The sequence below is a fragment of the Pantoea sp. PNA 14-12 genome (genome assembly GCF_004364735.1).
Taxonomy (GTDB): Bacteria; Pseudomonadota; Gammaproteobacteria; order Enterobacterales; family Enterobacteriaceae; genus Pantoea; species Pantoea stewartii.
On sequence record NZ_SOAJ01000004.1, the window covers coordinates 359,151 to 384,739 of the forward strand.

Annotated in this window: 25 protein-coding genes; 13 read left to right on the forward strand and 12 right to left on the reverse strand. The window is 54.7% G+C overall.

Translation table 11 applies throughout. The features are described from left to right. The first annotated feature begins 262 nt into the window (after window positions 1-262). Complete coding sequence (locus C7434_RS15630; RefSeq protein ID WP_006118265.1) at window positions 263-760, forward strand: DUF892 family protein; 498 nt, start codon at window positions 263-265, stop codon at window positions 758-760. Further along, entirely contained in the window at window positions 757-1,263 is a 507-nt protein-coding gene (locus tag C7434_RS15635; protein WP_033739715.1) for a DUF892 family protein, read from the forward strand. The genes C7434_RS15630 and C7434_RS15635 overlap by 4 nt, the downstream gene beginning before the upstream one ends. Window positions 1,264-1,332: 69 nt before the next feature. Here C7434_RS15635 and C7434_RS15640 read toward each other — a convergent pair whose 3' ends face one another. Beyond that, window positions 1,333-2,991, reverse strand: coding sequence for an alpha,alpha-trehalase (locus C7434_RS15640; protein ID WP_050504863.1), 1,659 nt, complete (start codon window positions 2,989-2,991; stop codon window positions 1,333-1,335). A gap of 311 nt (window positions 2,992-3,302) precedes the next feature. On the opposite strand from C7434_RS15640, the gene C7434_RS15645 reads away from it, so the two are divergent. Beyond that, window positions 3,303-3,815 carry a GNAT family N-acetyltransferase gene (locus C7434_RS15645; protein WP_072209569.1) on the forward strand — a complete coding sequence of 171 codons (513 nt, stop codon included), beginning with the start codon at window positions 3,303-3,305 and terminating at the stop codon, window positions 3,813-3,815. A 49-nt stretch (window positions 3,816-3,864) separates the two neighbouring features. Here the strand turns inward: C7434_RS15645 and C7434_RS15650 are convergent, their stop codons facing one another. The 4 genes from C7434_RS15650 to C7434_RS15665 all read right to left on the reverse strand — a co-directional run bounded on the left by C7434_RS15650 (window position 3,865) and on the right by C7434_RS15665 (window position 6,309). Then, a complete protein-coding gene (locus tag C7434_RS15650; RefSeq protein WP_044241491.1) occupies window positions 3,865-4,575 on the reverse strand; it encodes a metalloregulator ArsR/SmtB family transcription factor in 711 nt (236 codons plus the stop codon). 5 nt (window positions 4,576-4,580) lie between these two features. Beyond that, the gene (locus tag C7434_RS15655) at window positions 4,581-4,964 is read right to left on the reverse strand and encodes an amino acid-binding protein (protein ID WP_006118271.1); all 384 of its coding nucleotides are present in this window, start codon (window positions 4,962-4,964) and stop codon (window positions 4,581-4,583) included. Continuing rightward, window positions 4,957-5,280, reverse strand: a complete 324-nt coding sequence (locus C7434_RS15660) for an antibiotic biosynthesis monooxygenase (RefSeq protein WP_006118272.1) — start codon at window positions 5,278-5,280, stop codon at window positions 4,957-4,959. The genes C7434_RS15655 and C7434_RS15660 overlap by 8 nt, the downstream gene beginning before the upstream one ends. 171 nt (window positions 5,281-5,451) lie before the next feature. After that, a complete protein-coding gene (locus C7434_RS15665) occupies window positions 5,452-6,309 on the reverse strand; it encodes an SDR family oxidoreductase (RefSeq protein ID WP_058702231.1) in 858 nt (285 codons plus the stop codon). Window positions 6,310-6,412: 103 nt separating this feature from the next. Between C7434_RS15665 and C7434_RS15670 the strand changes: the two genes are divergently transcribed. The 8 genes from C7434_RS15670 (at window position 6,413) to C7434_RS15705 (ending at window position 13,213) form a co-directional block, all read left to right on the forward strand. After that, window positions 6,413-6,796, forward strand: coding sequence for a helix-turn-helix domain-containing protein (locus C7434_RS15670; protein ID WP_033739707.1), 384 nt, complete (start codon window positions 6,413-6,415; stop codon window positions 6,794-6,796). A 769-nt stretch (window positions 6,797-7,565) separates the two neighbouring features. Further along, window positions 7,566-8,978, forward strand: a complete 1,413-nt coding sequence (locus C7434_RS15675) for a cytochrome ubiquinol oxidase subunit I (RefSeq protein ID WP_133745642.1) — start codon at window positions 7,566-7,568, stop codon at window positions 8,976-8,978. Window position 8,979: 1 nt separating this feature from the next. Beyond that, on the forward strand, window positions 8,980-9,984 hold the full coding sequence (gene cydB / locus C7434_RS15680; protein WP_033739704.1) for a cytochrome d ubiquinol oxidase subunit II: 1,005 nt from the start codon (window positions 8,980-8,982) through the stop codon (window positions 9,982-9,984). A 1-nt stretch (window position 9,985) separates the two neighbouring features. Then, window positions 9,986-10,153 carry a DUF2474 domain-containing protein gene (locus C7434_RS15685; protein WP_006118277.1) on the forward strand — a complete coding sequence of 56 codons (168 nt, stop codon included), beginning with the start codon at window positions 9,986-9,988 and terminating at the stop codon, window positions 10,151-10,153. A gap of 224 nt (window positions 10,154-10,377) precedes the next feature. Further along, complete coding sequence (locus C7434_RS15690; RefSeq protein WP_006118278.1) at window positions 10,378-11,244, forward strand: helix-turn-helix domain-containing protein; 867 nt, start codon at window positions 10,378-10,380, stop codon at window positions 11,242-11,244. Between the two features lie 166 nt (window positions 11,245-11,410). Next, window positions 11,411-11,605: a hypothetical protein gene (locus tag C7434_RS15695; protein WP_006118279.1), complete on the forward strand. Its 195-nt coding sequence runs from the start codon at window positions 11,411-11,413 to the stop codon at window positions 11,603-11,605. A gap of 212 nt (window positions 11,606-11,817) precedes the next feature. Further along, window positions 11,818-12,600: a siderophore-interacting protein gene (locus C7434_RS15700; RefSeq protein WP_133745643.1), complete on the forward strand. Its 783-nt coding sequence runs from the start codon at window positions 11,818-11,820 to the stop codon at window positions 12,598-12,600. A 79-nt stretch (window positions 12,601-12,679) separates the two neighbouring features. Further along, entirely contained in the window at window positions 12,680-13,213 is a 534-nt protein-coding gene (locus C7434_RS15705) for a PadR family transcriptional regulator (protein ID WP_039342312.1), read from the forward strand. 16 nt (window positions 13,214-13,229) lie between these two features. Here C7434_RS15705 and C7434_RS15710 read toward each other — a convergent pair whose 3' ends face one another. Continuing rightward, window positions 13,230-13,523, reverse strand: a complete 294-nt coding sequence (locus tag C7434_RS15710; protein ID WP_006118282.1) for a SelT/SelW/SelH family protein — start codon at window positions 13,521-13,523, stop codon at window positions 13,230-13,232. Window positions 13,524-13,780: 257 nt separating this feature from the next. Here C7434_RS15710 and C7434_RS15715 point away from each other — a divergent pair, with 257 nt between their 5' ends. Continuing rightward, on the forward strand, window positions 13,781-14,296 hold the full coding sequence (locus C7434_RS15715; RefSeq protein WP_133745644.1) for a CinA family protein: 516 nt from the start codon (window positions 13,781-13,783) through the stop codon (window positions 14,294-14,296). Here C7434_RS15715 and C7434_RS15720 read toward each other — a convergent pair. Beyond that, window positions 14,293-15,276 carry an MDR family oxidoreductase gene (locus C7434_RS15720; RefSeq protein WP_133745645.1) on the reverse strand — a complete coding sequence of 328 codons (984 nt, stop codon included), beginning with the start codon at window positions 15,274-15,276 and terminating at the stop codon, window positions 14,293-14,295. The two genes, C7434_RS15715 and C7434_RS15720, sit on opposite strands and share 4 nt — an antisense overlap. A 581-nt stretch (window positions 15,277-15,857) precedes the next feature. On the opposite strand from C7434_RS15720, the gene C7434_RS15725 reads away from it, so the two are divergent. Beyond that, window positions 15,858-18,008, forward strand: coding sequence for an ornithine decarboxylase (locus tag C7434_RS15725; RefSeq protein WP_039342318.1), 2,151 nt, complete (start codon window positions 15,858-15,860; stop codon window positions 18,006-18,008). A gap of 1,884 nt (window positions 18,009-19,892) precedes the next feature. On the opposite strand, the gene mltC is transcribed toward C7434_RS15725, so the two are convergent. From mltC to C7434_RS15760, 5 genes are all read right to left on the reverse strand, one after another. Continuing rightward, window positions 19,893-20,972, reverse strand: a complete 1,080-nt coding sequence (gene mltC / locus C7434_RS15740) for a membrane-bound lytic murein transglycosylase MltC (RefSeq protein ID WP_033739669.1) — start codon at window positions 20,970-20,972, stop codon at window positions 19,893-19,895. 52 nt (window positions 20,973-21,024) lie between these two features. Next, window positions 21,025-21,297 (reverse strand): oxidative damage protection protein, encoded by a 273-nt coding sequence (locus C7434_RS15745; protein ID WP_133745646.1) that lies wholly within the window; start codon window positions 21,295-21,297, stop codon window positions 21,025-21,027. After that, window positions 21,297-22,382, reverse strand: coding sequence for an A/G-specific adenine glycosylase (gene mutY / locus C7434_RS15750; RefSeq protein WP_033739690.1), 1,086 nt, complete (start codon window positions 22,380-22,382; stop codon window positions 21,297-21,299). The genes C7434_RS15745 and mutY overlap by 1 nt, the downstream gene beginning before the upstream one ends. Window positions 22,383-22,630: 248 nt before the next feature. Continuing rightward, entirely contained in the window at window positions 22,631-24,043 is a 1,413-nt protein-coding gene (melB, locus tag C7434_RS15755; protein ID WP_133745647.1) for a melibiose:sodium transporter MelB, read from the reverse strand. An 83-nt stretch (window positions 24,044-24,126) separates the two neighbouring features. Next, window positions 24,127-25,482, reverse strand: coding sequence for an alpha-glucosidase/alpha-galactosidase (locus tag C7434_RS15760; protein ID WP_110268370.1), 1,356 nt, complete (start codon window positions 25,480-25,482; stop codon window positions 24,127-24,129). Window positions 25,483-25,589 lie beyond the last annotated feature (107 nt).

Here is a 25,589-nt window from a genome sequence, read left to right on the forward strand (position 1 = left end):
CTGAAGGTTAACTTGTACGGTTTTTGCTAATTCTGTACAGGTTTGTCTTAATTGAGGTGAGGCGGAGCATTTATCAAAATAACTCATTTTGAGTAAAGTACTGGTAATTAAGGGAAAAAGGCATTTTCAATGCTACTTTAAAATCTGAATTAAACGGAGCCGAATGCATTCTTCGTTAAATAGTCTAAGGTTAGTGAGTACATTGTCACTGGCGCTGCATTAAAAAATAGTGGCGTAGCCGTTCAATTAATGAGGCTCTTTTATGACTGTCAAAACGTTAAACGATCTCTTTATCCATGACTTGTCCGATGTTTACAGTGCGGAAAAACAAATCGCGAGAGCACTGCCTAAAATGGCGCGTGCGGCAAGTGATGAAAATCTTATCGCTGCGTTTAATCAGCATCTCGAAGAGACACGCGGGCAAATCGAACGTCTGGACGAATTAGTCGACGTTACGCCTGAAGTGAAAATCAAACGAATGAAATGCCATGCCCTGGAAGGCCTGGTAGAAGAAGCCCAGGAAATTATTGAGTCTGTTGAAAAGGGTGAAGTACGCGATCAGGGATTGATCGGGGCGGCGCAGAAGGTCGAGCATTATGAAATTGCGACCTACGGTACGCTGCACGCGCTGGCCTCAAAGCTGGGTTATACCAAAGCCGCGAAGCTGCTGGCCCAAACCCTTGCGGAGGAAAAGCAGACAGATGAAAAACTGACCAGCGTTGCACAGACCATCAGTTCGGCTGAAGGAGTCGCGAAATGACAGCCATTGAAAACTATCATGACTGGTTGCGTGACGCGCATGCCATGGAGAAGCAGGCCGAGAGCATGCTGAGCAAAATGGCGGGTCGTCTGGAGCATTATCCCGCTCTGGAGCAGCGCCTTGCCCAGCATCTGGATGAAACTAAGCATCAGCTTACTCTGCTTGAACAACTGTTGGATCGCCACGGCATTGACCATTCCATTATGAAAGACGTGATGGGCAAAATGGCCGCCACAGGACAGGCGATTGGCGGCATGTTTACTTCTGACGAAGTCGTCAAAGGCGCGATGAGCGGCTATGTGTTCGAAAACGCGGAAATCGCCAGCTACACCAGCCTGATCGCGGCTGCCGAGCAGGTCGGCGACAGTGATGGCGTCAGAGTCCTGACCGAAATTCGCGATCAGGAAATTGCGATGGCCGAATGGCTGTTCACGCATCTGCCGGAAGTCACTCAGCAGTTCCTGCAGCGCTCTGCGGCGCCAGGCGTTGAAGCGAAAAAGTAAGTTCTCTACAGAGAAATCGCCAGAAAAAAGCCGGGAACGTTTCCCGGCTTTTTGTGCCTGCGACACAGATTAATCCATCATCATATGGCCATACATTGCCATCAGCCGACGGGTTACGCCGTTTGTCCAGCCAAAGCCGTCCTGCAGAGGATATTCACCGCCGCCACCGGGACGCGCGCGGTCACCGCTGATATCGTACTTCTCGACCAGTTTATGGTGTAACTGGTAGAAGTTATTCACGGTTGTCAGCCAGTTCACGGCGATTTCGCTCGCCAGGGTTTCTTCGCCGTAGTTATTCAGGCCCACCACCGCCATCCACTGCATAGGCGCCCAGCCGTTAGGTTTATCCCACTGTTCGCCGCTTTCCACCATAGAGGTCAGCAGCCCGCCATTGCTGAGCAGCAGATGGCGCAGCGCGATAGCCTGTAAATGCGCCTGATAAGGCGTTGCCAGTCCGACGAAGAGCGGCACTACCGCAGCGGCGGTGAACGCGCCAAAGCGGGCGCGGCGCCAGTCATAATCACGGAAAACGCCTGCGGTACTGTCCCACAGGTAACGGGTAATGGCACGTTTGCGGGCGTCTGCCTTATTCTGCCAGGCCAGCGCAGTCAGCTCTTCGCCTTTAACGTGAGACAACGTCGCAATCATCAGCTCAAGCTTGTACAAAAACGCATTGAGATCGATCGGGATAAACTGCGTTGTACGGATGCTCGACAGACGTTTTGGATTACGCAGCCAGCGTGATGAATAGTCCCAGCCTGACGCGGCACCCGCGCGCAGATCGCGGTAAACTTCGCTTGCCGGACGCTTAGAATGACGCGCTGTTTCGATGTCCTCGATCCAGGATTCATCACGTGGTGTGTCGCGGTCGTCCCAGTAACGATTCAGAAGCGAGCCGTTCGGCATCCGGACCACATGGCGATAAGCCTGGTTGGGCATCAGTGAGCCGGCGCCATCCATCCAGAACTGATACTCTTTCATCAGCTGATCCAGATAGCGCTGTGAGCCTTGCACGCCGTCCTCTTCGAACAGTTCCACCATCAGCGCAAACACAGGTGGCTGTGAGCGGCTCAGATAATAAGTGCGGTTCCCGTTCGGAATGTGCCCGTAGTTATCAATCAGCCAGGCAAAGTTGTCGGCCATATGACGTAACAAATCGTCACGCCCTGATTCCGCCAGGCCGAGCATCGTGAAGTACGAGTCCCAGTAATAGGTTTCGCCAAAACGACCACCGGGCACGACATAAGGTTTAGGCAACGGCAGCAACGACGAATGCGGCATATGCTGCTGCGGCATCTTGGTGAGAACCGGCCACAGATCGTCGATGTGCTCGTTAAGCGTTTTGTCAGGGTTCGAAACGTAAAAGCTTTCGTTGATGCCTGGCATATAGAAATGGTCGGCAACGAAACGCGCCAGATCGAAGTCCTTGCTGCGCTTCTGACGGCGATAACGCATCAGTACATCAAGCGGATCGTATTTGGGCGAGCAGTCGGGGAACGTTTTGCTGTCCTCGAAGATGCCCGACATCTGAACGGCCTCGAAAAGCTCAAGATAGCGATCGGCAGGCGTCAACGCATCCGGGGCAGGCAGACCTTCGATCAGCTCTGGCTCGGGTTCAGAATCCTGCATGCGCTCCAGCTTCAGTTCATGGGGATCGTATTGATACTCAACTTCCGCCCCGGCACGATTCTCTTCGAATGCATTGAGTTGCTGGCGATAAGTATTAATAACGGCCTCCTGAGCGAACGGGGTTGCACAAAAAGGAAATTATAGACCTCTCGCAGGCAGGAACAACAATGCAGATTGTCTATGAACGTAATAAAAATTGTCTATTAATCGTATAGATTGAATAAAACACAGACAATTCAACCGAATATCTCGACTTATGACGTAAATGCATTTCAGATGAATCTCTTACGGCAGGCTTAATAAAATTTTGCCTGGGCCAAAAGGGGCTGTTTTTTCCCTGTGCGGCAGGAAAATGAAGCAAAAGTGGCATGATGTAAGAAAATACCCTCTGGGGTGCCCTGTTAAGGAGAATGATCGTGCGTTCCTTTACTCTGCGACGACTCACCAGCAGCGACAGTGTAGGCTATCGCGCCATTCGGCTGGACGGATTACAACGCCATCCTGAGGCGTTTGGCGCGGATTATGCGCGTGAGCGCTCAGAACCTGACGCGTTTTTTGCGGCTCTGCTGCAAAACAATACTGTGCTGGCCGGATTCGATCCCCAGGGCGAGATCGTGGGCGTGACGGGTTTACGCTTCCATCCCGGCCAGAAACAGCGGCACGTCGCCACGATTTGGGGAATGTATGTGCTGCCTGAGTGGCGGGGAAGCGGCCTGGCGAAGACGCTGCTCATGACCGCAATCGCGCAAGCCCGTGAATGCATCAGCATCCGGCTTGCCGTGAGCGCCACCAATGCAGCAGCAACGGCCCTGTACCGGTCTGCTGGATTTACGACCTACGGAACAGACGTCGCGGCGCTGTATGTCGACGGTGTGTTCCACGATACCGTGCTGATGCGGCTGGACTTAACGGCTATCGGCTGAGGCGCACTGCCAGCATGCCCGCGCGTGGTATAAGGCGAAAAGGAGGCTGTCAGACGAGGCGGAGGTTAAATATGCGCGACAGCCCAGTTTGGCCGCGTGCGGTGACGCCAAGCTCCCGATAGCCGGGCGTCTGCTGTAGCCAGGCTTTTTGTATCATGAAGCGCAGCAAGGCTGCACCGGCCTCGCCACCAAGATGAAAGCGCCTCTCACTCCAGTCCAGGCAGGGGCAACAGGGCTTTCGTCGCGACGGCGAAGTCAGCTCGATGCCTGTTGCGGCAAAATGCGCCTTGCCCTCCATTGTGAGCGCCGTGCCATCCGGCATCAGCCAGCCCGCTGACTGCATAGCATCATAGATACCGACGGCAATCTCACCGGCCAGATGGTCATAACAGGTGCGGGCTCGCCGGAGCCGGTCTGGCGTGGTTGTTTTCAGGACTGAACCGGGCCGGGTCGAAATGCCCATCAGGTTTTCCAGCAGGCCCGCCACCTCATGGCTGGCCAGACGGTAATAACGATGCCGTCCCTGTACCACGCAGGTTAGCAACCCTGTCTCCGTCAGCTTATTCAGATGGCCGCTGGTAGTGGAGGGCGCAACGTCAGCGACCACGCTCAGCTCGGTCGCCGTCCAGGCCCGGCCATCCATCAGGGCACAGAGGATGTGCATGCGCGAGGTATCCGCCAGCGCAGTGGCCACCGTCGCCATGCTGAAGGTCAGAGAAGAGTGTGTGCTGTCATCACACCGGGCCGCCATGCGTGTCATTCTGCTCATCCTTTCCACTGGCGGGTCAGTGCTTCGGCCCGCCTGTCATCATCGGTAATCAGCACCAGCCAGTTGCTGTGATCGCTGTACTGCGCGCGAATATTAATGCCATTTTGCGCCAGGCACTGCGCAATTTCACCCAGTTCACCTGGCCGCTGCTGAGGGAGTTTTCGGCGCAGTGGCCTTCGGACGTCCCTGACATCGAAACCGGCATTCACTAACACCTGCCGGGCGCGCGGGCCATCCTCCACCAGAAAATGAGCGTGACTTTCCTTGCCCGTTGAAAAGACGCCGCCGCCTTCCAGGCCGATGCCATGCTGCCCAAGCAGTGTTCCAAACGCGGCCAGCGACCCCGGTTCGTTCCTGAAGACCACATAAAGATTAAACATGCCGGGTGTTCTCCTCTGGACCAGCATAATCACGCATAACCTTCGCAACGCGCAGGCGGTAATGGCTGAAAATTGTGTTCTGGCCTTCCCGCTGTGCCGACTGATGCAGGCTGTTTTCCCGCCAGTGACGCACCGCCCGTTCATCTTCCCACCACGACAGGGACAATATCTTGCCAGGCTCGCTCAAACTCTGAAAGCGCTCAATCGCGATAAATCCTGGTATCCTGTCCAGTTCGGGCCGAAGTTCGGCCGCCAGTTCAATGTAACGCTGTTGCGCTGCCGGTAAGGCCTCTGCTTCAAAAAGTACGGCAATCATTTCTCTCTCCCTTAAGTCAGCCTGCAGACAGCGTACCCGATGCAAAAGCGGTTACTTCGGTGTGCACCGAATCGTGGCTGATGGAGCATCAGAAAGGGGAGAAAGGGAGTGAGAGAGGATAATCGCTGCGGTTAACCGGCAGGGCTTAACCGCAGCGTAAGCGTGAGTGCGTTATCCCTTTGTCAGCGCCGCGCGGATCACCTCGGCGTAAGGCGTGGTGGGGCGACCAAGCAGTTGGCTCAGTGTGCGGGACGCATCGAACAGACCGCCCTGAGCGGCACCCGCATCGGAATCTGCCAGAAGCTCTGCCAGCGGGGCCGGCAAGCCTGCGCTTTTCAGTGCGGCGGCAAAATCTGCCTGTGGCAGATTGACGTAATCCACCTTTTCGCCGCTCTGCGCGGCGATTTCAGCCGCAAACTCCGCCAGCGTATAGCTGTCATCGCCGGCCAGCTCGTACACCTTGCCCGCCTGGCCGTCACGCACCATAACTTCCGCTGCCGCGTCGGCATAATCCCGACGCGCCGCAGAAGCGATACGGCCCTGTTCTGCCGCACCGAGAAACGCATGGTGCGCCAGGGCAGGGGCGATGCTCGCCGCGTAGTTTTCGGTGTACCAGCCGTTGCGAAGCAGGGCATAAGGGACGCCAGACGCTGCCAGCAGGGCTTCGGTAGCCCGATGCTCAGCGCCCAGCGACAGCGGAGACTTATCCGCATGGAGGAGGCTGGTATAGGCGATAAATTTCACGCCTGCGGCTTTAGCGGCATCAATAACTGCACGGTGCTGCGCTTCACGCTGGCCCACTTCACTGCCGGAAATCAGCAGGAGTTTGTCGACCCCTTGCAGGGCGGCCGTTAAGGTTTCTGGGCGGTTGTAATCCGCCTCACGAACGTGAACACCACGGGCGGCGATGTCACTCGCTTTCGCCGGCGTGCGTACGGCGGCAACCAGCGTATCTGCGGCTACTTTTTTCAGTAATGCGTCGATAACTAAACGGCCCAGTTGGCCTGTTGCTCCAGTCACTGCGATCATCACATAGCTCCTTTAAGAGGACAGTTGGTCAACAGCAGCCTATGCGATATGCTAACTTTTCGTAAGTACTTACAGAATTGTTAGGATGAAGGGTTTTGTTTAAATGACTGATAAATTAAGCGAAAAATTTATGCGCGGCGAATTGCTGAATGTTAACTGCCCGTCGCGCGATGTGTTAAAGCGCATTACCAGTCGCTGGAGCGTATTAATTTTACTGGCGCTGAAAAATGACACGCTGCGTTTTAGCGAACTCCGGCGTGCAGTCGGCGGCGTCAGCGAACGTATGCTGTCGCAGAGCCTGCGCTATATGGAGGAAGACGGCTTTGTTGAGCGCATCGCCTACGATGTTGTGCCGCCGCATGTTGAATACCGACTGACACCGCTGGGTCTGGAAGTAGGGGAGCAGGTGGTAGGGCTGGCCGACTGGCTGGAGATGAATGTAGAACGCATCCTCGCCCACCGGGAGAAACAGTCCGCCGACGCGTAAGACCGTTCATAAGACGGGACCGAAGCGCGCAGAGAAACACTCCCCTCGGCCACCGTAAAAAAATGCCTGTCCGACATAACAGATTCATTCTGCGTCGGGCGGTCTTAATTACTCACAGCATTTCTTTAACATCCTTTTTACCAGGCGACTTTTTCCTGAGGTTTCTGGCTGCGTTAATTATTGCGCGTGATAAAGATGTGATGAGTTATTTACATATTGCATATGATTTTTAACATGCCTGACCGGTTGAGCTTCGTTTTCCTGCCCGGAAATAGCGAAGCCAGAGTGCGAAAAACCGGACGTATTCTAAAAAAAAGCATCATAAAGCGCAGATAAGATAAATATCCTGCTAACAATATAATAAAACACGTGATTCCCCTGACAGAACGGTACTTTTCTCTGTTTAACGAAGCGCGGAAATGGCGAATGACGCTTAAAAACAGCGAGTTGCGTTATTTTTTAGCGGTAATCTCGTTTGGCCGTTACGGCTCCGTGCAGGGTCTGTTTTAATAACAATAATGTCACATTGCCCCTTTGAAATTAACGTTTTGCTTATCCGTCCTAAATAAGAAAACTTTCAACAAAAAAATGATCTTAATCAAAAAATACTGTTATAGTTTTTACTTATCTGATTGTCTCTGTTTTACCAGGACGAAGCATCTTACATTCGTCATGGCATTTTTCCATGCAATGGAATGACATGCTTTGTGTATAAGTCGTTAATTATAAGTAACTATATGTGGTGCTCTATGTGGCAAAGAGGTAAGCAATGTTTGGATTAGATGCCTTTCATCTCGCCAGGATCCAGTTCGGTTTTACTGTTTCCTTCCATATTATCTTTCCAGCCATCACCATCGGTCTGGCCAGCTTTCTTGCTGTGCTGGAGGGAATATGGCTCAAAACACGTAATCAAACCTACCGCGATCTCTATCATTTCTGGTCGAAAATTTTTGCGGTGAATTTCGGCATGGGTGTGGTTTCCGGGCTGGTCATGGCGTATCAGTTTGGGACCAACTGGAGTGGTTTCTCCCAGTTTGCCGGCAGTATCACGGGTCCCTTGTTGACCTATGAAGTGTTAACGGCTTTCTTCCTTGAAGCGGGCTTTTTAGGTGTAATGTTATTTGGCTGGAACCGCGTCGGCCCGGGGCTGCACTACTTTGCGACCTGCATGGTGGCACTGGGAACGTTGATTTCCACCTTCTGGATCCTGTCTTCTAACAGCTGGATGCAAACACCGCAGGGCTATCTCATTCAGAATGGCATCGTGGTGCCAGAAAACTGGTTTAAAATTGTCTTTAACCCGTCCTTTCCTTATCGCCTGTTACATATGTCCGTGGCGGCATTTTTGGCCAGTGCGTTCTTTGTCGGATCGTCGGCGGCCTGGCATCTGCTTAAAGGAAATGACAATCCTGCCATCCGTAAAATGTTCTCAATGGCGTTGTGGATGGCGCTGATTGTCGCCCCTGTGCAGGCCATGATTGGTGACGCGCATGGACTGAACACGCTGGAGCATCAACCTGCAAAAATTGCGGCCATCGAAGGCCACTGGGAAAACCCACCCGGTGAAGCCACGCCATTAATACTGTTCGGTTTACCGGATATGGAAGAGGAACGTACTAAATATGCGCTCGAAATCCCGTATCTGGGCAGCCTTATCCTGACGCACAGTCTGGATAAACAGGTCCCGGCGCTGAAATCTTTCCCGAAAGAGGACCGTCCTAACTCCACCATCATTTTCTGGTCATTCCGCGTCATGGTGGCAATGGGACTGTTAATGATCACCCTTGGCGTAGTCAGCCTGTGGCTGCGTTACAAAGGACGCCTGTACCAGTCGCGTCCGTTCCTGTGGTTTGCTTTGCTCATGGGACCCTCCGGCCTGATCGCGATTTTAGCAGGCTGGTTTACTACCGAAATCGGTCGTCAGCCCTGGGTAGTTTATGGCGTTCAGCGAACGATTGATGCGGTATCTCCCCATGGCGAAATGCACATGAGCATCAGCCTGCTCGCCTTTATTCTGGTTTACTCCTCCGTCTTCGGTGTGGGTTATCACTATATGATGCGCTTGATTAAAAAAGGGCCGGTCACCGGCGAAGGCGATACCGTGGAAACAGGTGGCCCCGGACAAATCAAAACGCCAGCGCGCCCGCTCTCTGCGGCCACTCACCATCATGAGGAGCGTTGAGATGATTGATTTTTCTGTTATCTGGTTCGCGATTATCGTTTTTGCTGTCCTGATGTATATCGTCATGGACGGTTTCGACCTGGGCATCGGCCTGCTGTTTCCTTTTAACAAAGACGCAGGCGAGCGCGACATGATGGTCAACACCGTTGCGCCTGTCTGGGACGGCAACGAAACCTGGTTAGTGCTGGGCGGCGCAGGACTGTATGGCGCTTTCCCGCTGGCCTATGCGGTAATAGCCGATGCGCTTTCCGTGCCGTTAACCGCCATGCTGATTGGGCTGATTTTCCGTGGCGTCGCCTTTGAGTTCCGCTTCAAGGCTGTCGAGCACCATCGGGCCTTCTGGGACAAGTCGTTTATTGCCGGTTCACTCCTCGCAACCTTTAGCCAGGGCGTTGCCGTCGGCGCGATGCTGGATGGCATTCCTGTCGAAGGCCGCAGCTTTGCAGGCTCGACGATGGACTGGCTGGCCCCGTTCCCGCTGTTCTGCGGCGTCGGGCTGGTGGTGGCATATGCACTGCTGGGCTGCACCTGGCTTATCATGAAAACCGAACATGAACTGCACCGTAAAATGTCAGCCCTGGCGACACCGCTGTTGATTGCGCTGTTGTTAATTATTGGCATCATCAGTATCTGGACACCGTTCACGCATCAGAACATTGCACATCGCTGGTTCACCACGCCAAATCTGTTCTTATTCCTGCCGGTGCCTGTACTGGTGCTGCTGTGTGCATGGGGACTGCGCCGCGCAATCAAGCGCGAGGCGCATTATTCGCCTTTCCTGCTGACGCTGGCCCTGATTTTCCTGGGCTTCTCGGGTCTGGGTATCAGTATCTGGCCGAATATTATTCCGCCCTCGGTATCCATCTGGGACGCCGCGTCCCCGCCGCAGAGCCAGGCCTTTATGCTGGTAGGTAGCTTACTGATCATTCCAATGATTCTGGGATATACCTTCTGGAGCTACTACGTGTTCCGTGGAAAAATCAAAGCAGACGAAGGATACCATTGATATGCAGACCCAGGTCAGCAGCAAAGAACGTCAGAATGAAACCCGGTCACCGTGGTGGAAACGCGTGCTGTGGCTGGTGGTCATCTACAGTGCCAGCGTGCTGGCACTCGGTGTGGTCGCGACGCTGTTCAGAATGATGATGACCGCCGCAGGCATGCGTAGCCACTGAGTCCTCCGAACGAGGCAGTGCATTCCTGACTGCCTCCGTTTTTCCCCTCGTCCTTCCATAAGCCAGCCTGTGTGCTGGCTTTTTAAAGTAGTAACCCAGGCAATTAATGCGCTTTTTGCCGCTATCCGGCCCTGGCTTGCCCATGAGTCATGACATCCTGCAACGCTTTTTGTTACTATTTTATTACAAATCTTTCCCTCTTTTTTCTTTTCACGTTTTTTAAAATGCTAAGTCAAACCATAAAAAAACAGCATATAAATGATTTAGTCGACTGGATTGAAGCCAACCTGACCAACGACATTTCCATCGATCTGATTACGCTCAAATCGGGCTATTCCAAATGGCATATGCAACGTTTGTTCAAGGAGATGACCGGACAAACGCTGGCGGCCTATACGCGCAAGCGCCGCTTAACCCTTGCCGCTATGGCGTTACGACTGACGCGCATGCCGTTAATTGATATCGCCGTCCGTTTCGGGTTTGAAAATCAGCAAAACTTCAACCGCGTGTTTAAAAATCACTTCTCTGTTACGCCGGGCGGTTTTCGCCGTCTTAACGTGCTGCCTGTCCGGTATTTTCACGGCCGTATTGCCCAGCGCGAGCCGGTCATGCCGGTATCGCTTTACCGGCGCGAAGAGGAGTTGCTCCTGCAGGGCGATACGCTGGAATGGGAATGCCCGTATGGCGACTATATTCGCGACCGGCATCAGCGTATGGCCGGCCTGGTACGCCATTTTGTCCGTACGCAGCAGGGCGACGCGCAAGGATGGCTGGGATTTCAGTATGGCCCCGGCAACGCGTCCGTCGATCAACAGCACATCAGCCTGTTTCGTGGCGTCGCGCTGGCAAACACGGATGCCGGGCCAGGCGATCTTCAATGCCGCACGGTGCCTGCTGGGCTTTACGCCCGCCTGGCATGGCGTGGCTCACCGGAAGAACTGACGCGTTTCATCGCGGATATTTACTACCTTTATCTGCCGCAGCTGAATGTGGCCTGCCGGCCGGGAATGGATTTGCTCTGTCTGGATTTAACCCGATGCACAGCCGACAACATTGAAGGCGTGTTCTCTATTCCTGTCACGCAGGGATAATGCACATTATGTGCGTCATTGTGTGATAAAGCGCACGATTTTATAAGCAGGCTGGCAGGCAAGGCGTAAAATCCTTACCGAAGCGCTGAGCGCAGCTACGCATACTGTATTTCCTTCTCAGCGCTGGATATTCACCTGCTTTTTACGCCTGAACAGGCAAAATACCATGACCAAAATAACACAAATAGCCGCCTTTTTTCTGACTGTCGCGCTGTGTGCCGCTCCCGGCCTGGCGACTGCACAACTCACCGATCCCGGCAATGTTCGCACAGGATTACATCCCGGCAGTCAGGCCGGCCACAGCGAGATACTCGGTGACAGCTCGCTGCCGCAAAACAGCGGACAAAATCAGGCGCAGTAACCGCCCGATGACCGACAGTCCTCCTTTAAAAGGCGCGTAAGCGCCTTTTTGCTTTTCAGCGATAAAAGGCCGACAGATGTGCCTGCACGTACTGCCGGACCGCATTTTTAGTCATTGTTCTTAAGATATATCATAGCTATTCTCTCCGACTGACATGAGAATGATTGTTGTTTACTAAGGTTGCGTACAACCCTGTTTTTCGGAGAGCCACTGTGCCTGCATCTTCTTCCCGCCGTTTACCTGAACGTATCCGTAACGCGCTCCGCTTTCGCTGTATTCACGTTGCCACCAAAACCAAAGCGGCTGACCGGTTTTGGCGCATCGTGTTTACGGGCGACGACCTGAAAGGATTTAATTCGCCCGGTTTTGATGATCACATCAAAGTCTTTTTCCCGCCCACCGCTGACACGACGCTGCAACTGCCGACGATGGACGATGACGGCATTCACTGGAAAGACGGCTTGCGGCCGGCTGCGCGTGACTACACGCCGTTTGACTTTGATGGTGAATCTTCGCTGACAATCGATTTTTACCTGCATGAAAGCGGTGTCGCCAGCGACTGGGCCGCGCAGGCACAGACCGGCGACAGCCTTATTATCGGTGGACCTCGCGGTTCTCTGCTGGTCCCAACGGATTATGCTTTCCAGCTTTATGTCTGTGATGAAACCGGTCTGCCTGCGTTTCAGCGCCGCAGCCTCAGCATTGAAGCCGAAACCCTGCACCTGTTTGCCTTCACCGATGAAAAAACGGGGCGTGACTACTTAGCGGACACCGGCAAGGCAAATGTGGCCTGGCTCGGTAGCCAGCAGATGACGCAGGCGGCTTTGCCAGCCCTGACGGCAGCGCTGGATAAGATAGCGATTCCGTCGCATGACGCTTTTATCTGGCTAACGGGAGAAGGGCGCGTCGTTAAACAGCTCGCTGACTACTTCACAACGCAACGCGGCGTGGATGCTGATCTTGTGCGTGCGGTTGCTTACTGGCATCACAAGTGAGTGACCTGCCGTTGATTGAATTTTACCTGGTGGCCCTCTACCATCAGGCTCTTTCTCCTTAAACAGGCAGAGGCGACAGATGGATTCGGCCCATTCAGAACAGGATAACCGCAGCCAGTCTGCGCGGCCTTGCGCAGCGCGGCGGAAGCGCCGGGAAAAGATGCTTGATGCGGGTGAAATGCGTCTGTTGATGCTGCACTTTATCGCTCAGCGCGCCTCACACGGTTACGAGCTGATTAAATGCGTTGAAGAACTGTCGAAAGGGGAATATTCCCCCAGCCCGGGTATCATTTATCCCAACCTGACCTTGCTTGAGGAAATGGAGGCCATTGAGATTGTCGAGCCTCAGGCGGCGAGAAAGGCTTATGTAGTGACCGCAACGGGCCAGGCGATGTTAGAGGCCGAAGCCCAGCCATTGTCGCGTTTGATTACGCGCCTTTCCTCGCTGGCTGTATTAGTCAACAACCGCAGTATTCCCGACATAGAACAGGCCATCTTTCAGTTTAAAAACGCTTTAAATGGCCGTCTGGCACAGCAGGACATCACGGACGAAACACGGCATAAGATTGTGGCTGCGCTGAACGCAGCCGCTGAGCAAATCAGCCGCAGTTAACGCCGGATCGTGCCCGTCAGCTTCCGTCAGTTTTGTTTTTGTCGATGTGTCCCAGTGAACGTTCCGGAAAGCAGATATCTCTGACACGCTGCTTGAGCACCTGAGCATCGGGAAAGCCGCCGTCACGTTTACGTTCCCACACCAGATGGTCATCTACCGTTACTTCAAATATGCCGCCGCTGCCGGGGCGAAGCGTGACGCTGGCCAGGTCCTGAGCAAAAGTGTGCAGCAATTCCTGTGCCATCCAGGCTGAGCGCAGCAGCCAGTTACACTGAGTACAGTAGTGGATCACAACGACAGGTTTTTGCATATTCTTTTCTCCTTTTCCTGAATAAGGGCTGTCAGCGATGTTACGCAATGGCAAACAGGCTACATGAAACATCTACAGGCTGACCGGGACAAACCGATTCGCATTGCCAGCCGAAACGGCAGAGAACGATGGGCGACGTGTTAGCCGAAACGGCACAGGCCATTTTCCCGTTTACGCTGATAAAACATCAGATTAGCCGCATCAGATTACTGAGTTTCAGCCATACTTTACCTGTGACAGAAAACAAAGGAAAACTCATGACCATGAAACTCAGTCAGGCTGCTGAACAACTGGGTCAGCAGCTTTTATCCTCTGGTTTGCGTCTGGCAACCGCAGAGTCCTGCACGGCGGGATTGATCAGTATTACGCTGGCGGCGGTCGAAAACAGCGGTGATTTTTTTACCAGCGGCTTCGTCACCTACAGCGAAAGCGCCAAAGTGCGTCTGCTTGGCGTTAACCCGCAAACGCTGGAAAACCACACTGCAGTCAGCAGAGAAACCGTGTGTGAAATGGCGCTGGGGGCGCGTGAACGGTCCGGCGAACCGGTGAGTCTGGCGATAAGCGGCTATGCCGGACCGGACGGCGGCGAAGATGGTACGCCTGCAGGCACTATCTGGGTAGGATGGACATTGCCTGATGGCAAAGTCGTTGCCCGTTGTCAGCACTTTTCTGGCGACCCCAAAGCCGTCATGGAGCAGGGCGCGAGCTGGGCACTGCAGGGGCTAAGCGCGTTACTAATGCAGCAGAATGCGCTGCCCCATAAAGACCGTTAGCGGCAGTCCACCACCAGGCGGCCGCGAACTTTGCCTTCAAGCAGATCCCGCGCGCCCTGACTGGCTTCGCTCAGTGGGATGACCGTGATCATCTGAGACAGTTGCGCATCATTCATCAACTGTCCGAGCCGTTGCCAGGCCTGCTGGCGAAGCGGTTTAGGGCACATCACGCTGTCCACGCCCGCCAACGTCACGCCGCGTAAAATAAAAGGCGCGACGCTGGTGGGCAGATCCAGCCCCTGAGCCATGCCACAGGCGGCGACAACGCCATCGCGCTGCGTACCCGCCAGAACGTTACTCAGCGTATGGCTGCCCACGCAGTCGACAGCCGCGGCCCAGCGCTCTTTGCCCAAAGGTTTGCCCGGCTGAGACAGTTCAGCGCGATCCATAATCCTTTTCGCGCCCAGCGTGTTGATCAGCCAGTTTTCATCGCTGGCGCGGCCGCTGGAGGCGATCACCTCGTAGCCGAGTTTTGCCAGCAGGCTGACGCTAAAGCTGCCCACGCCACCGCTGGCACCGGTGACCAGCACGGGGCCGCGATCGGGCGTAACGCCCTGTTTTTCTAAAGCCAGCACGCACAGCATGGCGGTAAAACCGGCGGTGCCAATGGCCATCGTATTCAGTGGCGATAAGCCGTCTGGCACGGGCACTAACCAGTCGCCTGCGACACAGGCTTTTTGCGCCAGGCCGCCCCAGTGTTTTTCTCCCACGCCCCAGCCGGTCAAAATAGCGGTGTCGTCCTGCTTCCAGTCGGAATGCTGGCTGGCGACTACGCGACCGACGAAATCAATCCCCGGCACCATGGGAAATTCACGGACAATCGGGCCTTTATTACAGATGGCCAACGCATCTTTGTAGTTCAGGGTGGAATAGTGCACGTCGAGCGTGACATCCTGGTGGGGCAACTGTGTTTCGGAGAGTTCTTTTAACTCGGTACGGTAACCTTGTTCGTCATTTTCAATGACCAGTGCCTTAAACATACAGCCTCCGTCAGGCGTAAGAATCATCAGGCAAGTTTACGCCCGACAGCCTGAGAGGGCCAGGTACTGGCCCGACAAGTACCCCGCTCTGAGGCATTATCAAACATCCCGGTGGCGGGGCGGCAATGTCCGGACATGGCATAATTTTGCATTGATTACAGAAGCTTAGTCGCTTAAAGATATTGCAACTGAATGATATGTATTGTTTTTTATTTTAAAGTTATTGACCTGATATTTAACGTTGTCGGGTTGTCCCTGTCAGTAAAAAATGACATTATTGCCGCCACATTTTTCCCCGCCGCCATCCCAGACAGAGGACGCTACCATGTCCGGATCAATGCGTTTTTGCACTTGTTCCCACTCGCCAGACCTGGCGCGTGACCTGTTTTCCGCCGTCATACCGGTTACACAAATTTCCGTCACTATGCGGTGACGCCAGCCTGGTCGTTGCTGTTGGACATGAGTAAGGACTACTCTTTACTGATGTCTATCGGTTTGGCCCGTCAGATATCATTCGCCGGGGAAATTTCCCTATTGCCGTGCCTCAGGCACCCACTCCCTGACTGTTAGGGATTTGTGTTATGACACCACTTAAAATTGCTGCCAGCGCTGCCGTTGCGCCAAGTCTGTCCCTGAATACTGCGCGCGACGTGGTCACGCTAGATAATACTGATTTTACCGATGTGGCGGCTGTGGTCGTCTCGCTTGCGGATACACGCAGTGGCGTGCTGGCCTTATTGCGGCATACCGGTTTTAACTTACCGGTGTTTGTTGCCAATGCCTTTGAAGAAGAGGTCATGCATCTGCCCGGCGTGACGGGTGAGTTGAACGGTGAACCGCAGGACTGGGCGGCACTGGAAACGGCGGCGCAGGCGTATGAAGCTGAGTTGCTGCCCCCGTTCTTTGAAACGCTGACCCGCTATGTCGATATGCAAAACAGTACATTTGCCTGCCCCGGTCATCAGGGCGGTGCCTTTTTTAAAAAGCATCCGGCAGGTAAGCAATTTTATGATTTTTATGGCGAAAACGTTTTTCGCTCAGACATGTGTAACGCTGACGTCAAGCTGGGCGATCTGCTGATCCATGAGGGATCGGCCAAGCATGCACAGAAGTTTGCTGCCAAAGTTTTTAATGCCGATAAAACCTACTTTGTGTTGAACGGCACCTCAAGCGCCAACAAAGTGGTCACGAATGCCTTGCTGACGCGCGGCGATTTAGTGCTGTTTGACCGCAACAACCACAAGTCCAACCACCATGGGGCGCTGATTCAGGCTGGCGCAACGCCCGTTTATCTCGAAGCGGCCCGTAATCCGTTTGGCTTCATTGGCGGCATTGACGCGCACTGTTTTGATGAGGATTATCTGCGTGCTCAGATCGCCAACGTGGCCCCTGAGCGAGCGCAGGAAGCACGTCCTTTCCGCCTGGCGATTATCCAGTTAGGCACCTATGACGGCACAGTGTACAACGCGCGTCAGGTGGTGGATCGCATAGGTCATCTGTGTGACTACATCCTGTTTGACTCCGCCTGGCTGGGCTACGAACAGTTTATTCCGCTGATGGAAGGCTGCTCACCGCTGACGCTGTCGTTAAACGAAAACGATCCCGGCATTTTCGTGACGCAGTCGGTACACAAGCAGCTTGCGGGCTTTTCACAGACCTCGCAGATTCATAAAAAAGACAACCATATCCGCGGTCAGAAGCGTTTCTGCCCGCATAAGCGATTGAATAACGCCTTTATGCTGCACGCCTCTACCAGCCCGTTTTATCCGCTGTTTGCCGCACTGGATATTAACGCCAAAATGCACCAGGGCGAGGCGGGACGTCGCATGTGGGACGAGTGCGTCATGCTGGGCATTGAGGCGCGCAAGGCAATCTTTGAACGCTGCGATATGATCCTGCCTTTTGTTCCTGAAACGGTGAACGGCAAACGCTGGCAGGATGCGCCCACAGAGGAGATCGCGCGGGATCTGCACTATTTCAGCTTTGAACCCAACGCCAAATGGCACGGTTTTGCGGGATACGATCGCGATCAGTACCGCGTCGATCCCTGCAAACTGCTGCTGACCACGCCGGGCATTGACGCGGCAAGCGGCGAATATGCTGACTTTGGGATTCCGGCGACGATCCTGGCCAACTACCTGCGTGAAAACGGCATCGTACCGGAAAAGTGTGACCTTAACTCCATCCTGTTTCTGCTTACGCCAGCGGAAAGTCCGGAGAAAATGGCCAACCTGGTCGCCATGCTGGCGCAGTTTGAGCAGCATGTAAAAGACGACACGTTGCTGGCTGAAGTCCTGCCCACGCTTTACCGTAAGAACGCCAAACGCTACGCCGGTTACACGTTGCGCCGCCTGTGCCAGGAGATGCATGACCTGTACGTGAGCTTCAATGTGAAAGATCTGCAACGTCTCATGTTCCGTGAGCAGGGCTTACCTCAGGTCAAAGTGAATCCACAGGACGCACATCAGGCTTATATTCGCGGTGATGTGGAGCTGGTGCCGATTGCGTCAGCAGAAGGGCGCATCGCCGCGGAAGGCGCGCTGCCTTATCCGCCTGGCGTACTCTGTGTTGTTCCCGGTGAAGCCTGGGGTGGGGCGGTACAGCGTTATTTTCTTGCGCTGGAAGCAGGCATCAACCAGCTCCCGGGTTTTTCACCCGAGCTACAGGGCGTTTACACCGAGGAAGATGCCGAGGGACGTAAGTACCTGGTGGCGAACATGATGCAGGGGTAAGTGCTGGGTGGCTGTTTGCACAGCCTGGCTGGAATCAGGGGCCATGGCTGGCCCTGAGATGGTTTGAGTCGCTGGCAGCTTATGAAACGCTGAGAGGGTTTCGCTCGCCAGACGGCCTGGAGTTTCAGCCAGCCCGGTGCGGGCGGCCGACAAGGGGCCGCCAGCCGCCGCGGCCCCTTGACCCCGGCTCCTGTCCTGCCCAATTCCCCCGCTCTAAGATTTGCGCCTGTTCAGGCGTTTTTATTGCTTTGGATACAGATAATGAGTTGCGGTGATGCTTGCGCGAGCAGGCGTTGAGAAGGTTTGAGTCGCTGACAGCTTATGAAACACTGAGAGGGTTTCGCTCGCCAGGCGGCCTGGAGTTTCAGTCTGCCCGGTGCGGGCGACCGACAAGGGGCCGCCAGCCGCCGCGGCCCCTTGACCCCGGGCTCCCGTCCTGCCCACCCGCCGCTTCGCGGTGCCTTCGCTGCTTCAGGATTTCTGCGGACCGCCAGGACGCGCCCTCCGTGGCGCGGCCCGGCTCTCGCCGACGTCCTGTCGGCTCATCCGGAAATCCCTCATCCGCTCAGCGGGTGGGAAGGCCGCCCCAAACCCCCGCTTCACTATCTCTGTGTTAAAGCCACTTCCGGTGTCGCTGTAGGTGACCGGAAAGTCCTACAGTCGGCTGGTTTTGAGTCAATGCCCTGTTTATTAAAGCGTTCATTTTTGATCCTCACTTCATACACTGACCACAGACAACACCGGCTTTTTAAAAACCCAGGACTGGCAGGCGGGGGTTTTTCTGCCGGCATCCGGCGCGCTGAGGAGAGAACGGAGGCCTGGGCGGCGCGGCAGTGATGCTTGAGTGAGCAGGCTTTGGGAAGGTTTGAGTCTCTGACAGCTTATGAAACGCTGAGAGGGTTTCGCCCGCCAGGCGGCCTGGAGTTTCAGTCTGCCCGGTGCGGGCGACCGACAAGGGGCCGCCAGCCGCCGCGGCCCCTTGACCCCAGGCTCCCGTCCTGCCCGCCCGCCGCTTCGCGGTGCCTTCGCTGCTTCAGGATTTCTGCGGACCGCCAGGACGCGCCATCCATGGCGCGGCCCGGCTCTCGCCGACGTCCTGTCGGCTCATCCGGAAATCCCTCATCCGCTCAGCGGGTGGGAAGGCCGCTCCAAACCCCCGCTTCACTATCTCTGTGTTAAAGCCACTTCCGGTGCCGCTGTAAGTAATCGCAAAACCTGCTCTTGTAGGTTCTGAAGCACTCCCCGTTTATCAAGTATTCTCTTTTTAAGCCTCACTGAACACATTCAAACAGACAACACCCGCTTTTTTTAAAAAACCAGGACTGGCAGGCGGGGGGGGTTCTGCCGGCATCCGGCGCGCTGAGGAGAGAACGGAGGCCAGGGCGGCGCGGCAGGGATGCCGCGACGAGGACGGCTGCGCCAGGGAGGGCGCATCCGGACGGCCCGTGAGGCCGGAGTGAGAGACGAAGGAACAGCGACGGCTGACGGCCGCCGGGATTGTTAAGGGGCTGGCGCGAGCCCCTTAACACGTCCGCCTGCACGGGCAGGCTGAAACTCCAGGCCGCCTGGCGGGCGGAACCCGCTCAGAGCAACCCGCAGCCCCACCACCAGGCGGGCGGAACCCGCTCAGAGCAGCCCGCAGGCCCCGCCACCTGGCGGGCGGAACCCGCTCAGAGCAACCCGCAGCCCCGCCACCTAGTGAGCAGAACCCGCTCAGAGCAACCCGCAGCCCCACCACCAGGCGGGCGGAATCCGCTCAGAGCAATCCGCAGCCCCGTCACCAGGCGGGCGGAACCCGCTCAGAGCAACCCGCAGCCCCACCACCAGGCGGGCAGAACCCGCTCAGAGCAACCCGCAGCACCTGCTGAGCGGAACCCCGCCAAATCAATACCTGTGATAACTCCGCTGCGCCGAACTCACCTTATACAAATACCGCCGCGATTCCGCCGACGGATGCTGCTTCGACAGCGTCTGATAAACCTGACCCGGCGACATACTGTTAATAATGGTAAAGGCACGATCTTTATCGCTGGAGAACACGCGCAGTACGCTACCGGCGCCGCCGTTATAGGCGGTGATAACCGCATAGCGGCGTGAAACCGGATCCTGAATACCGGCCAGATAGTTGCTCTGCAGCAACGACAGATAGGCAGTACCGGCATCAATGTTGTTCTCGGGATCCAGCAGATAGCTGCGGCTCGGTTTGCCCCATTTGCCCTTCATGCGGAATACATCCACACCGGCGGTATGCTGCACTACCTGCATCAGCCCGAGCGCATCAGAATGGCTGACTGCGTAGGGGTTAAAGCTGGATTCGGTCTGCATAATAGCCAGAATCAGAGACGCATCTACACCGTACTCTTCGGCGGCTTTACGCACCATAGGCAGATATTTATGCGCACGCTTATCCAGATGGTTTGGCACCATCGGAATCGTGACCGAGTAGATCACATGCAGGCCGGACGTACGGCGTTGCAGTTTATTGGCAATCAAGTAGTCAGCAAAGGCCTGAGCACGTCCCTGCCAGCGAATCGCCTGACCGGTGTTATCCAGCACCTGTCCGTACAACAACGGCTCTTTACTGATCTGAATGTCGTTAGCATCAGAGTAGAGATCGACATTTCCCGGATCGTCACCGATCAGTAACGTAGTCACGATCGCCTGACGCAGACTGGCGGCAGGATCGGTACCGGAAATGGTCTCAATGGTGATGTTCCCGCTTTCAAAGTTGATGTGGCTGCGGGTGTAATAATTGTCGGTGTATTTAACGTAGTCTTTCGGTCCGGCGATCAGGACCTCATTGATACCCCAGATGTTCTCAATGTTATGGGCGAATTGCCCCATCAGAATGTCAAATCCGTTGGTATCTTTGACCCATTCCTCTGAATATTCCGGATGTTTTTTACCGGAGCAGGACACCAAAAGGGGGGCAATCACCAGCAGGGCTATCAGCTTTTTATTCATCTAAAATACGTGCCTGACCTGGAAAACGGCCTCAACACGGAGGCCAATAAAGTTATGCTTCGGGTGGCGTGTAGCCTTCAATATGAACGTCTTTACCTTCGAACAGGAAATTGATCATTTCCTTTTCCAGCACTTTGCGATCGTCGGGATTCATCATATTGAGTTTTTTCTCGTTGATCAGCATCGTCTGCTTAGCCATCCATTGCTGCCAGGCTTCTTTCGAGATTTCATTGTAAATGCGTTTTCCCAGATCGCCAGGGTAGAGCTGAAAATCCTGCCCTTCAGCGTCGTGTTGTAAAAAAGTACAAAAAATGGTGCGGCTCATTACTCTTCCTCATTAATCTCACCGTCGCCCACAGGCAACGGCTGGGGATGGCGCAGTTCGTGTAAAAGACGCTCTACAGGTGCAGCTAATCCCACAGATGGCGGCAGCGTTAAGTTATACCAGAGACCGCCAGCTTCATCCATTAATGCCCCGGCAGAAGGCCATGACAGCCACATGGGAACGATATCCAGATGAAAATGGCTGAAGGTGTGACGAAATGCCGTAAGCTGCTGCGGTTTGGCATGGATGCCGCGCGTCGACAGCCAGGCGTTCAGATCGTCTTCGCTGGTGAACTGCGGGAAGCAGAATAAACCGCCCCATAAACCCACCGGCGGACGCTGTTCAAGCCAGACATTGTCGCCGTTTTGCATCATCAAAAACCAGCCGCTGCGTTCAGGCAACGTCTGCTTAGGTTTTTTGCCCGGATAGTTTGCCCAGCTGTTCGTCGCGCGGGCTTCGCAACCATCGCTGAGCGGGCAGATTTCACATTTCGGGCGCGAGCGGGTGCAAACCATGGCGCCCAGATCCATCATGGCCTGGTTAAACTGACTGACGCCCTCGGCTGGCGTCACGTCTTCACTAATTTGCCACAGCCGTTTTTCAACATCCTTCCTGCCCGGCCAGCCAGCCACTGCGTAACAGCGAGCCAAAACCCGTTTCACGTTACCGTCCAGAATCGGGAAGTGCAGGCCCAGCGATAGCGATAAGATCGCACCCGCTGTCGAGCGGCCTACGCCGGGCAGCGCGGCGACGTCATCGTAGTTGCGCGGGAACTCGCCGCCGTGCACCTCAACCACCTGTTTGGCGGCTTTGTGCAGGTTACGCGCACGCGCGTAGTAACCCAGACCGGTCCAGAGATGCAGCACTTCGTCCAGCGGCGCGGCGGCCAGATCGCTGACGGTCGGAAAGCGCGCCATAAAGCGCTCAAAATAGGGGATAACGGTGGCGACCTGGGTTTGCTGTAACATCACTTCAGACAGCCACACCTTATAAGGTGTTTTCTCCAACTGCCACGGCAGGGTTTTGCGGCCAAAGCGTTGATACCAGTCCAGCACCTGTTGCGCGAACTGCGGGGCTTGCATCATAAAGGGGATATTTCCGTGATTACGCGACATTCAGGCGGGAATTCCAGCATAAGCGCCACTGAGAGTAAACCTGAAGATTGCAAAGGCCTGTTTCTTTCTGGTGGCCACTGAGGCCCGGTTGTCAGATAAGGCCGGTTACACACAAGAAGGCGATGGAAATGTTGCTGATAAAACACGGGTTGTTTCTCGTTTTCGGGCATAGCCGAAAGTCAGACTTAAAACAGAAGCCCCGGGTCGGGGCTTCGCGTTTAAATTTTTATCTCTTTGGTTGCTGCGATCGGCACCGCTTCCTTTTCCGGTGGCTTACGGTATTTATCCAGCAGGCGGATGTGAATTTTCCGTAGCATGTCGCCGTTCAGTGTATAGAAACGGAAATAGAGCAGCAGCGTCAGGGCAAAAAAGACAGCGGGCAGCACGATCATAATAAACTGCATGCCAGCAAGGGTTTCCTGCGACTGGTTGATGTTGGGCAGATAGCCAATCATGCCCAGCACGACAGCGATAAAGAAAGCCGCCAGCGCAGAGCCGCCTTTAACGACCATGGTTTGCACCGAATAGGCAATGCTTTCACAGCGCACATGCAGTTTGTATTCGCCGTAATCTACGGTATCCGCCACCATAATTACCTGAAGCACCCAGAAAAGCGCCGTTCCGGTATTGAATAAAATCCCGGCAACAACGATTAAGGATGTCGCGTGACTGCCTGCTAATGCCATAGCGAACAGCACACCGCCGCTCAGAATCGGCAGGGCAGACGCCGACGCCCATAGTATCCGGCGTGACAGCAGATTCACTAATTTGGGGAACAGAACCAGTGTTGCCAGGTTCGCCGCGCCAGCATAGGAGAGGTAGTAAGGGAAGAGACTGGCATCGCCGATCACATAGGTAAAATAGTAAATCGCAAAACCGGTAATGATATTCGCCGCAATGTTATAGGCCAGCGCCATACCGAGCAGGCAGGCAAGCTGATCGTTGCGGTAGATAAGGCCGACGATCGCGCTCAGTCCCATCCGGCCGCCGTCCTGGGTCTGCGCGCCGTCTGATGAATAAACCTCATGAACATTACGCAGCGTGATGAGGGTTGCCGCGATGAAAAACACGATCAGGAGCAGGGTAAACATCTGAAAGCCAAAGCCGCGATCGTCGCCCCCGATATAACTGACAAACGGTAGCGCAATGCCGGCCGTGACAAAGGAGGCGAGGCTGGCAAAAAAGCGTGGCCAGGGCACCAGCTCTTCGCGCTCACGTTTGTCCAGCGTAATGGTCGGTACCAGTGACCAGAACGGAATATCCATTATGGTATAGGTCATTCCCCACAGAATGTAGGTGACCCAGACAAAAACCAGCTGTGTCGTCCCTTCAAACAGGTGGGCGCTAAATAACGCGAACAGCACCAGCGAGTTTGTCAGCGTGCCAGTTAAAATCCAGGGTTTAAATTTCCCCCAGCGAGAACGTGTAATGGTAACGATCCATCCCATAATGGGATCGTTAATCGCATCCCAGATTCGGGCGACTAAAAACAGCGTGCCGACCATACCAACCGATAATCCCACCACGTCGGTGTAGTAATACATCAGGTAGAGGTAAACAATGCCAATCGCAAAGTCTTTTCCAAACGCACCACATCCGTAACTGAGTTTTGTCGTTATCGAAATGCTCATCGGTTGCCGGGTCGCTGTTGCCAGCGCCCGCTCACTGTTATGACGTAGAATCGCGACCGGACATAGCATCCGGCGACAAAGAATTAACGATGAAGCCAGGCGGGCAGCCAACTGCCGTGCTCAGTGATGAGTTCGTCCACCAGTGCATAGATCTCATCAAGGCTTAATACCGCTGCCGTATGCGGATCCAGCATGGCGGCGTGATAAACCCGATCGCGGTTTTCAGTCAGAATGGCTTCGGTCAGCAGTGTCTGCACATTGATATTGGTTTGCATCATGGCGGCCAGATGTGACGGAATCGTGCCGACTTTGGTGGGCTGAATCCCATTGGCATCGACCAGACAAGCGACTTCCACGCAGCATCCCTGCGGCAGATTATCGATCAGGCTATCATTACGCACGTTGCCATAAATGACCGCCGGTTCGCCGGTCCAGATAGCGTTCATAATCGTGCTGGCGTACTCACGTGAGGGTTTGCTTTCAATACGTTCGGCGCGACGGTAACGTGCCAGTTCTGCTCGCCATTCCGCCAGTTGTTCTTCACAACGTTTGGGATATTCATCCAGCGGAATCTGATACCGTTCAATAAGATCTTCGCGGCCTGGTTTGATAAACCACGGCGTATATTCTGCGAAGTGCTCTGAGGATTCGGTGACGAAATAGCCCAGCTTTTTGAACATTTCATAGCGCACAATGTTGGGACAGCGCGTATTGCCGTGCAGGTTGGGCTTCGGCACCTGGCCAGCGTTCCATGCCGCCAGCAGGTCGGGATAGAGATCAACGTAACTGCCGTCAGCGGTTTTACGCTCCAGCGTCAGATAAAACGCCATATGATTAATCCCGGCGCAGCGGTAACGCAGATCGGCAGGATTTAAATTCAGATCGTTGGCCAGTTCCTCCGCCGTTCCCTGTACCGAGTGGCACAGCCCAACCTGTTTGATATGGGGATAGCGCGCATACATTGCCCAGGTGTTCATCGCCATGGGGTTGACGTAATTAAGCAGGGTGGCATGCGGGCAGACTTCCGTCATGTCTTCGCAAATCTGCCACAGGTGCGGGATGGTGCGCAGGGCGCGCATAATGCCGCCGGGGCCCAGCGTATCGGCTATGGTCTGCTCCAGACCATAGCGTTTACAGACCTCAAAATCGGTGACGGTACAGGGCTGATAGCCGCCTATCTGAAAGGCGACCACGACAAAATCCGCATCCGCTAAGGCCGCTTTCTGCTCGCTGTGGCAGGTAATCTGGCCAGCCGCGCCCGCGGAATCCATAAGTTTACTGACGACGGTATAGGATTCTTCAAGCCGGGTTGCATCAATATCCATCAGGGCAATATGGGCCGATTTTAGCGCATCGCGATGGAAAACATCGCCAAGGATATTCTTGACGAAGATAGTGGAACCCGCGCCAATAAAGGTAATTTTGGGTGCAGACATCAGAACGCTCCATGACAGGGTGGGATAATCTCATGGTGGCACGCTGTGCGGGCGAAAACTTCCGTCTTATCGGATGAGCATTCCCAAAAACTCAGATCAGATGCTGGCAA